This window comes from uncultured Kiloniella sp. (assembly GCF_937128705.1).
Taxonomy (GTDB): Bacteria; Pseudomonadota; Alphaproteobacteria; order Kiloniellales; family Kiloniellaceae; genus Kiloniella.
The window spans coordinates 1-7,907 of the sequence record NZ_CAKZMP010000402.1 but is presented as its reverse complement, the minus strand read 5'-3'; the positions used below and the strand labels follow the sequence as shown (position 1 = coordinate 7,907).

Below are 7,907 nucleotides of genomic sequence, written 5' to 3'. Positions count from 1 at the left end.
GGTATCGCTATAGATTACCGCGTTGAGCCAACCGCCGGACACTATTTCGAAAACGAAATGGAAATCATCGACAGCCATATTCAAGACTACGTCAGCCAGCGTCTGGTTGCCCCTGTTGAAGAATAAGAGCTGAAAAAACGGACAAATAGGGCTGGAAAAAAATCTTTATCCAGCCCTATTTCTATATGTAAAATCACAAAATAAATTCTCCAACAGCTGTTTTAGAAAAGGAGACACCCATGCCTAAGCCTAAAGAAAAGGAGCACAAACTTAAGGTAGAAGGCCTTTCAAGGTAGAAGGCCTTTCAAAGAAAGAATGGGGTCTTTCGAGAGTTAGAATTAACAAGAAATATCGAGGTGATATTGCTCGTTATGGCTTAGGAAAAATAACAAACAAGGAAAATACAAAAAGTTACTTAGCCATACTTTTGGGGCATGACGATAAAGCTGGTATCTATCTGGACTATGATGCTCGGCAAGCTCTTGGAGTTGAAAAGGAAGCAGACCTCGAATTCACATGTACCGAAGTAAAATGCCTCAAGAAGATTTGGTGGTACATTAATACCGCTGACCCCATGATACACACCCCTGCACGATTGGCTGTTTTCTCGGTTATCGTTGGAATAATAGGAATTGCTGTCGGAATCTACGGTATATGTACTGCCAAATAATACCGTGGCGCTCCTAAGCCGCGTGTAACACGCCGCCAAGGCAAGGTTCTGGAACCTTCGTCGTTGTTGGCAGGGACAGTGGCAACTTCAACTGGCTGCGTTTGGCAAGGAAGGCAAAGGCTTGCGCTTCAAGAGCATCACCATCCCACCCAACGCTTTCTACGGGATCGACCGTTACACCTAATGCTGATCGTAACGCCTCCATCAGTACGGGGTTATGTCGGCCCCCGCCTGTTATCACCCATCGTTCTGGGCGGGTCGGCAGGAAGCTCACAATCTTTGCATTCACAGCAGCAGTGAATGCCGTCAGGGTCGCGGCACCATCTTCTGGGTTCAAGTTTTGAACGGCATCCAAATTAAAATCATAACGATCCAGTGACTTTGGTGGGGCTTGATTAAAAAATCCATTGTTGAGCATTGTGTTCAGAGCTGTTGCATTCACCTCGCCTTTGGCTGCGATCTTTCCCCCTTCGTCCATTGATTGTCCGAAATGCTTTTGGACCCAGTCATCAATCAACCCATTTCCGGGACCAGTATCACAGGCCAGCACAGTGCCATCCGGGTCGAGATACGTGATATTGGAAACACCACCGATATTGAGCACAACAAGCGGCTTTTCTAACTCCTGCGCTAACGCCTGATGATAAAGCGGTGCAAAAGGCGCACCCTCTCCACCCGCCGCAACATCTGCTTTGCGAAAATCATTCACCACCGGGATACCAGACAGCTTGGCAAGAAGATCACCATCACCAATCTGGATTGTTATGCGTCGGGATGGATCATGAAAGGTAGTCTGACCATGAAAGCCGATAAGCTCTATATCATTCGGAACCAAATTGGCTTTGTCTAAGAGCGCCTTCACGGCCTCATAATGCCACCGGGTCATCTGCACCTCAGCATCCCGCACGTCCTTGCCCTCGCCCATGACACCTTCAAGCAAGGCACGTTGTTCGGGGCTATAGCTATAGCTCAGCGTGGCCCCGGTTTCTGTGACGCTTTGCCCATCACTTTTAATCAGGGCAGCATCAATACCATCCATGGACGTTCCGCTCATCAATCCCAGAAGCCACTTGTCTGCACCCATTTGTCTGCCCTTATCTTTGTAATCTGATGGGCTTTCGGCCCGTTGTTTATAAAGCCCTTGTTTCAGGACCCATTGTTTCAGGTAAATGATTGTGGTAAATCCCAGCGGCTACGGCAAGAGGCACGTTGCCTCTTGGCCACTATTTTTATGACCTTTTTCGAAACAAGCGAGAGTTACAATGACTGCGCCACAAAAAACCGATCTCCGTTCAGAATTCCTTCGTGAACTGAGCGCACGCGGTTATATCCATCAATGTACGGATATGGACGCCCTGGATTCAAAACTCGAAAAAGGTCCAATTTCTGCTTATATCGGCTTTGACTGTACAGCAGATTCCCTGCATGTCGGCAGTCTTGTTCAGATCATGCTGTTGCGCTGGCTCCAGAAAACCGGTCACAAGCCGATCGTCTTGATGGGTGGCGGCACCAGTAAAGTTGGCGATCCTTCCTTTAAGGACGAAGCCCGCAAGCTGATCACTGAAGAAGAAATCCAGCACAACATGGATGGTATCAAAAAAGTCTTCGCCAAATACCTGACCTTTGGTGACGGCCCGACAGATGCGGTTATGGTCAACAATGCCGATTGGCTCGACAACATTAACTACCTTGAATTCCTGCGCGATTACGGCGTTCATTTTTCGGTCAACCGGATGTTGAGTTTTGATTCTGTTAAACTGCGCCTGGACCGTGAACAGTCTCTATCATTCCTTGAATTCAACTACATGATCCTGCAAGCCTATGACTTCATGGAACTGAACAAGCGTCGGGACTGTCTGCTACAAATGGGTGGATCAGATCAATGGGGCAACATTGTTAATGGTGTGGATTTGACCCGCCGTATCAGCCAGAACGAAGTGTACGGCCTGACCTCACCGCTGTTGACCACATCATCCGGCGTCAAGATGGGTAAAACCGTCGGTGGTGCAGTATGGCTGAACGAAGAACGCCTGTCGGTCTATGATTTCTGGCAGTACTGGCGTAACACCGAAGATGCCGATGTCGGTCGCTTCCTGCGTCTTTTCACGGAACTTTCTGAAGCCGAAATTCAAAAGCTTGAAGCCATGCAGGGCGCAGACATTAACGAAGCGAAAAAAGTACTCGCCACGGAAGCAACACGTCTGTGTCACGGGCTTGAAGCGGCTGAAGCGGCTGCGGAAACAGCGCGTAAAGCCTTTGAAGAGCGCAGCATGAGTGCGGATCTGCCAAGCCATGACATTGAAAAACCACGCTTGGAAGAAGGGATTCCTGCCTTCCTGCTTTTCAAGGAAATCGGTCTGGCAAATAGTAACAGCGAAGCCCGCAAGCTCATCAAAGGCGGCGGTGGACGCTTAAACGATGTTCAAATCAAAGATGACAGTCTTTCTATTAGCCTGTCAGATCTGAACGACGAAGGGTCGATCAAAGTCTCTGCAGGCAAGAAAAGACATATTCTGGTTAAACCAGCTTAAGCAGATATATCATTGCTTACAATTGCCACTTGGTAACGTTAAAGGGCTGCTAATTTAGCAGCCCTTTTTGCCTATTGGCCCAATGTCTTTTTTCTAATCCGAGGTATTTAATCTAAACAAAGACAAGGTCATCTAAGCAAAACAAGGCCTAGTCTTCTGGCTTCGTTCCGTCTAAAGGTTCTTTTTTCTTCTCGGGCTTCTTTTCCGTCGTTGGGGTCGCGTTACCAAAGATATTCCGTAAAAATCCGGGCGCCAGACCTGAAAGGGGATTAATCGAAACTTCTGGCTCGTCCAAATCACCTTTCAGGCTATAGTTGAAAGCAACAATACCCTGTCCGTCACCCCCGGTCAGAATGTCACCCAAAATAGGAATGCCGCCAATAATACGGTTAATGGTATAGGCAGGCACGATCGTGCCGTTCAGCGCAACAAGCTTTCTGTTCGTATCAACTTCACCCTTGGCCGTCAGACCAATAGAAGACGAATAGAGCTTAATCAGATCACTGCGCAGTAAACCGTTCTGAAGCGTAAAATCACCTTTGAGTTCATTAAAAGCAATACCTTCGGTCGTCAATGTTGTGACTGGCCCAGTCAAAGACGCAAAGGCCAGCATTTTTGCAAGCGTTGGCGCCTTAACCAGTCGCAAACCACGCGCCTCAATATTGCCTGTTAAAAGGCTTTCGCTGCGATAGTTCTCGGCAATCCCTGTAACCTGAAGCGAACCGCCCTGAACAGTATCTTGAACATCAAGCGCCCGTAACATCGCACCAAAATCATTGGCTGTAATATTCAATCCCTGCCGCCCATCTTCAAGCGGTTGATAGGCCATAGAGAAAGTGCGCTTTACGTTTTCAGTTTCCGGATTGGCTTTTGCCCCCTCTGCATACCAAAGCTCTTTTGGTATTTCGCCGGAAAACTGCATACGTTTCCAGCCTTCGGGTTCTTTATCAAGCCACAGCGATGCATTACGAAAAAACCGATCTTCGGCCATGTATATTGCATCAAGGTTTTCTGCAATCACGCTAATGGGCGCTGTCTGTTTTTCCTCTTCGTCAACGTTGGCGTCCTTAACCTCAATCTCACCGCTCTCTGACTTAAGCGGATCGGCCTTGGCATCTTCTTCGTTGCTATCGTCACCGATAAACCATTCAGCATCCAAAACGCCACCACCAATGACAATCGACGGTTTATCAGATGATAGATCAGCCTGAACATCTGTTAGCAAAGAGTTGCCCAACTGAAACTGATCAAGATCAGCTTTCGCAATCGTGCCATCAATCAAAGACAATTCACCCTCTGCCGCGAAATCATTCGCTTCCAGATTAAAGCTGTCAATGTGTTGGGCTTCACCATCATTCAACGAAACAATGGCTTGTATCTGCCCCGGATCCCCAGGTTGTTTGAAGTAATTCAGGTCTTCAATTTTCAACAAGGCATCCTGTAAATTCGCCGCGATCTGAACAACGCCTGTATCATCGACCTTGTTTTCCAGCGCCAAAGATAGAGAAACCGGGCCATCCAGATAATCAGAAACAGGGATACCCAGCTTTGACAGGCCATCTGGTTCAATACGCGGAATATCTGCTTTCAGGTTTGTTCTGATCGTAACGTCACTGCCAAACTGTTCCTTCCAGTCCACGGTCATCGGAATGTCAGCTAATAAAAGTGGCCCCGTGACGTGCATTCCTTCTCTGGTAACATTGAGCTGCAAGTCACCATCTGTTGCATCGTGTCCGTTATAAATCTTACCGATCCGTGCTTCTTTGATCTCTGCCGAGGCATCAATGGACATATCTTTAAACTTAAGATCTTTTAACAGTAGAAAAGCAAAATCAACGGCAACAGCCGCCTTACCACTTGTCTCTTCCGGCTTGATGCCCAGTTCATCAATGAGCCGCAGGTTCTCGCTATTCAGAATGGACAATGCCGTGTTTACAGGTCCTTCAACTGCGGTTTGAATGGCAATATGCTCTTCTTCAATATCCAGCCCGGTTATTTCAATGGTCGACGGCAGCACCGACATATCTTCCAGCTTGCCGCCTTCGGTAAACAGAGACAACCCATCGGCACGTACCTTAGCTGTACCAGAAACATCTTTGACAGGCGGCAAAGGCCGTAGATAGTGCACATCCAGGCCGCGATACTTCATGCTGCCGTCCAGTGACACCAACTTGGCCTGTTCAAAATCCCCCGCAGGAATATCCAAAACCGCTTTGACAACAGCTTCTTCGGCAATGCCCGTTTTGATATTATCCGTAATCCATTCCCGGGCATCGGTCGCCATAGGCTCTGGCCAATAGAGGGCAAGATCATCAACAGGAACTTCGACGGCCTTAACACCAGCAAGAACCTGCATATCGCCGTCTAATCCTGAAACGGAACCGGCCACGGAAAGCTGCGGTCCTTTTTCCCCTTCCGGTCCAAAATTGATCGCGGCATTATCAACAGTAAGTTTTTGATTACTGCGGCTATAGCTCCCTTTCAGGAAAAGCCCCTGAACAGGAAGCGGCGGTACTTTAAGGTCGGGAATTTCAATTGTTCCACTCCCGCCAGAAACTTCAAATCGGCTCCGCCCAAACTCACCCTGTACATTCACAGACGTCGCAACAGAGGCTGCGAGAGGTATCTCAAAGGTTTCCAATCCCGCAAGAGCCGGATCCAGTTGCGCCAAAGTAGGAGGATTGATCCCGGCTATTTGAAAGGCAAGATCAACAACCTGAAGCTCGCTATCATAAACAAAAGCGCCATTTAAAATCGCTTCTTCGTCGGCAATATCAACGGTTAAATCAATATCCCCCTGCAAACCCAGCTTGTCGCGACGAATACTGATATTCGCATAGGGAACGTCAAAGATCATGCCCAGCTTGCGATCATCAATCTGCATTTTTGCGCCAACAATCTGCAACTGATTGAAATAGGCCAGCGGGTGTCCAGCCTCGCGCTCTGCCATTAGATTGTCTAAAATTTCCGGCAGGGCGTCCCCGAAACTTTGTCCGGTTTCATCCTCATCATTATCCAGAGCGTCATCTATTTCAAAATGACCATCTTCAGCCCGAACAAGCTTTAGTTCAGGTCCAATAATATCAACCCCAGTGGGTACGACGTTTCCACGAACCAAAGCACCAGCGTCCAAATCCACACCCATCAAAGGAATAGCCGCTATAATACGCGAAGAACCATCCAAAAGCCGGACATTTGCAACTTGAATTGCAATCGCCCGTTCTTTTGGCAGCCAAACAAGGACTGTTGTATCCACATCCAGCCGTATTTCCCGGTCAGGGTCGTCAAAGGCCTCTTCCACATAAGGGGTTAGGAAATCAAGCTGCACAGGGCCGGAAGAAAGACGCCAAATGGCAATACCCGCCAAAACAGCAGACAGCACAAGCAAGGCCGCGATAATTTCCAGAATAACTACAGATGTTTTACGAATCATACGTCGAAAGAGCTCCGCACAAGCACAACAGTTGTCAGGCGATTAGAATAGGGCATATATTTACGAACGGTTACTTTTGACCATTTTCTACAGCCTTTGCACTGTACTCGAAACAAGCTAGCGGCGCTCATGATACTTTCATTTTCCTATTCCGAAGAAACTTTACCCAAAATATCCTGTTCCAACAGGGCCGAACGCGGCTTCTCTAACTGGAATGAACGTATCGAGCGCATCGAAAATTCTGATTTAAAGCAGGATCTTATCCACTTCCAAGAGATTCCGAAAGTGAAATCGCTGCTTGCAGCTGTCTTCTCAAACAGCCCTTATCTTTCCGATTGCCTTCTGGGAGATATGGAATTCCTCTGCCAGCTTTTAAAGCAGGGACCTGAAAAAAGTCTGACAACTATCCATCACGACCTTTTGCAGAAAGTGGCAATTTCGACGAACCGTCAACAGGTTATGGGGGAACTCCGCCGGGCAAAAAAAAGAGCATCGTTGGCCATTGGGTTCGCAGATATCACAGGACAATGGACCGATCGGCGTGTTGTAGAGGAACTTACCGGCTTTGCATCGACAGCCATTTCAACCGCAATTTCCCATTTGTTGTTGGAACTGCACGAACGCGGACAAATTGAACTTAAAAATACTGACCTACCCGAAGACGATTGTGGGTATGTTGTCATGGCCATGGGAAAGTTGGGCGCTTGGGAGCTAAACTATTCGTCAGATATTGACCTCATCATCCTCTATGATCCCGAAAAAATCAGCTATCTTCACCATCGCGGCGTACAAGAAGGAATGGTGCGAATGACGAGGGATTTGGTGCGTTGTCTGGATGATCGAACCAAAGACGGCTATGTTTTCCGAACCGACCTTCGTCTCAGACCAGACCCCAGCGCTACGCCTTTGGCCCTCTCGTTCAATGCTGCTATGACCTACTATGAAACGACAGGCCTCAATTGGGAACGTTGCGCCATGATCAAGGCCAACCCTATCGCCGGAGATGAAGAACTCGGTCAGCGCTTTATCAATGAAATCAAACCCTTTGTTTGGCGCAAGCACCTCGACTTTGCTGCCATCAACGATATCCACGCGATCAAAAGGCAAATTTATGCCCACAAAGGGGGCAGCAAAATTGCGATCAAAGGGCACAACATCAAACTTGGCCGGGGTGGTATTCGCGAAATAGAGTTTTTTGCGCAGACCCAACAGCTTATTTGGGGGGGGCGAAATCAGGATTTACGAAGCAAATCAACAGTGTTTGCTTTGGAAA

At 47.9% G+C, this 7,907-nt stretch carries 3 protein-coding genes and 1 pseudogene; 2 read left to right on the top strand and 2 right to left on the bottom strand.

The features are described from left to right. Window positions 1–683 precede the first annotated feature (683 nt). Complete coding sequence (locus Q0241_RS20930; protein ID WP_299381025.1) at window positions 684–1,754, bottom strand: anhydro-N-acetylmuramic acid kinase; 1,071 nt, start codon at window positions 1,752–1,754, stop codon at window positions 684–686. A gap of 178 nt (window positions 1,755–1,932) precedes the next feature. On the opposite strand from Q0241_RS20930, the gene tyrS reads away from it, so the two are divergent. Beyond that, window positions 1,933–3,201, top strand: coding sequence for a tyrosine--tRNA ligase (gene tyrS / locus Q0241_RS20925; protein WP_299381024.1), 1,269 nt, complete (start codon window positions 1,933–1,935; stop codon window positions 3,199–3,201). A gap of 148 nt (window positions 3,202–3,349) precedes the next feature. On the opposite strand, the gene Q0241_RS20920 is transcribed toward tyrS, so the two are convergent. Beyond that, complete coding sequence (locus Q0241_RS20920; RefSeq protein WP_299381023.1) at window positions 3,350–6,634, bottom strand: AsmA-like C-terminal domain-containing protein; 3,285 nt, start codon at window positions 6,632–6,634, stop codon at window positions 3,350–3,352. Window positions 6,635–6,763: 129 nt separating this feature from the next. Between Q0241_RS20920 and Q0241_RS20915 the strand changes: the two are divergent. Further along, a pseudogene (locus tag Q0241_RS20915) lies at window positions 6,764–7,907 on the top strand (glutamine-synthetase adenylyltransferase); the annotation flags it as partial.